The following is a 1595-nucleotide window of genomic DNA, read 5'->3' on the forward strand; positions in this document are numbered from 1 at the left end:
ATTACGTCGTCAAGAGACAATGACATTAAAACCAACCCTTTCAGTGTTCTTGTAAATTGTTTAGAATTAATGTAGAACTTTGGTAATAAATACTAAGTTTCTACATTTTTTCTGTGCTACCGCTTTTAGGTTTTGGCTTTTCATTTCAGATTAGTCATGTCATAAGTTTTTGGATTTTTAAATAGTTTGAATTGTAATAAGAGGAAAAATCATGTTTTCAGTATTTGGGAAAAAACCAGTTGATGCAATTTCTTTACCTGATGTACCTTATAGTGTGAGATTAAACTGCAAAGATGGAGGAATATTTGTAGGTGGAAAAGAACCACAGCACAGACGCAGTAATCCAGATGATAAAATTGATATTTCTATCATCAAAGTCTCTAAGTATTATGGAAATCTGGGACTACAATATACAGGTCAATGGATTCAATTATTCTTTGTTGCTGCACCAAACATAGATCCCAAAATATTGCCACAAAATACAGTCTGTGTTTGCTATATCAAGAAACAAAGTATTTCCAACTTGTTTAGCAAAGTTCAAGATGTAATTAGTGAACAAGATCCGGGTATGGGAATATTCACTATCAAATTCAACAAAGAATCTGGTAAAGATGGTCCATACTATACAGTTGCTTTCGACTGGAGAGAACGTCAAGGTGAACCCGAAAACAAGCAATTGCAACAAATAGCTGGATTGTTACAGACTCAACCAGCTTTATTTGATTTTGAAGGTACTCGTGATATGCAGTGTTTGGATGGTTTGTCTAGCGAAGAAATAACTGCACTTCTTGAAGGTGGCCAAGAACAGCCAGAGTTACCACCATCAAATGTTAAGAAGATTAAAGGCGGTAAATAATTGATTTGATTTAGGTTTTGGGCTGGGAGAAATCCCGGCTCTTTTTTTAGTTAGAGGAAATTTATGAAATTATTAACAGGTTTTACGCCAAAAGCTTTGCTAACAACAAATAGATGTTACCGTCCTCCATCACCAAAACAAAGATTGTTGAAATTAGTTGATACTCTAGAAATACATGGAGTGTTAACTGATTATAATGCAAGATTGATTGAAGCGATTGCATTATCTCCGTTATGGGATGAGGAAGATCATAAAGATTTTATAGGATTGGGCTTAAAGATTGCCAAACGGCAATTTAGCGATATGACTATGAACCATACCTATGAACAAAGTTTAGCATCGCCAGAAAATCCAAATAACTGGAAAGAGTAAAGATAAAAACCGAGTTAGTTATTACTGGCTCGGTAACAAAATTTGATTCTGGCATAGCAAAACACGAAACAGAGAAAACTAGGGATTTAAGTTTTTGGACAAACTGAAATAGTTGCCTTTTTTTATTGGGCTACCGCCTAATGATGATGTTGTTTGTTTGAAAGAAAAATGCTTGAATCATTAATTAAGTTAGAATCTAAAATCCAAGATGGTATAGATACTTTCAGTGAGTTAGATTCTATTTGTTTGGAATTAATTGATTTAATTAATAATAATGAAAACCAAGAAATTAAATCAAAAGCTGAATTGCTAATGGAAACATTAAAACCGCAATGGACAAGTATTAGTTTTCAGGCTTGGGTAATTG

General features: G+C 33.5%; 3 protein-coding genes. All 3 read left to right on the forward strand.

All coding sequences use genetic code 11. The features are described 5' to 3' along the window. The first annotated feature begins 211 nt into the window (after nucleotides 1-211). Nucleotides 212-856: a hypothetical protein gene (locus FJR06_RS06080; RefSeq protein ID WP_015080869.1), complete on the forward strand. Its 645-nt coding sequence runs from the start codon at nucleotides 212-214 to the stop codon at nucleotides 854-856. 63 nt (nucleotides 857-919) lie between these two features. Next, nucleotides 920-1228, forward strand: a complete 309-nt coding sequence (locus tag FJR06_RS06085) for a hypothetical protein (protein WP_015080870.1) — start codon at nucleotides 920-922, stop codon at nucleotides 1226-1228. 168 nt (nucleotides 1229-1396) lie between these two features. Beyond that, nucleotides 1397-1595: hypothetical protein (locus FJR06_RS06090; RefSeq protein WP_168651045.1), on the forward strand; the 199-nt coding region annotated here is incomplete at its 3' end.

The sequence above is a fragment of the Dolichospermum sp. UHCC 0352 genome (assembly GCF_009711925.1).
Lineage (GTDB): Bacteria > Cyanobacteriota > Cyanobacteriia > Cyanobacteriales > Nostocaceae > Dolichospermum > Dolichospermum lemmermannii.

Bases quoted from the DNA above. Each gene is read 5' to 3' on its own strand.
- FJR06_RS06080 (WP_015080869.1), top strand. From the start codon at position 212: ATGTTTTCAGTATTTGGGAAAAAACCAGTTGATGCAATTTCTTTACCT.
- FJR06_RS06085 (WP_015080870.1), top strand. From the start codon at position 920: ATGAAATTATTAACAGGTTTTACGCCAAAAGCTTTGCTAACAACAAAT.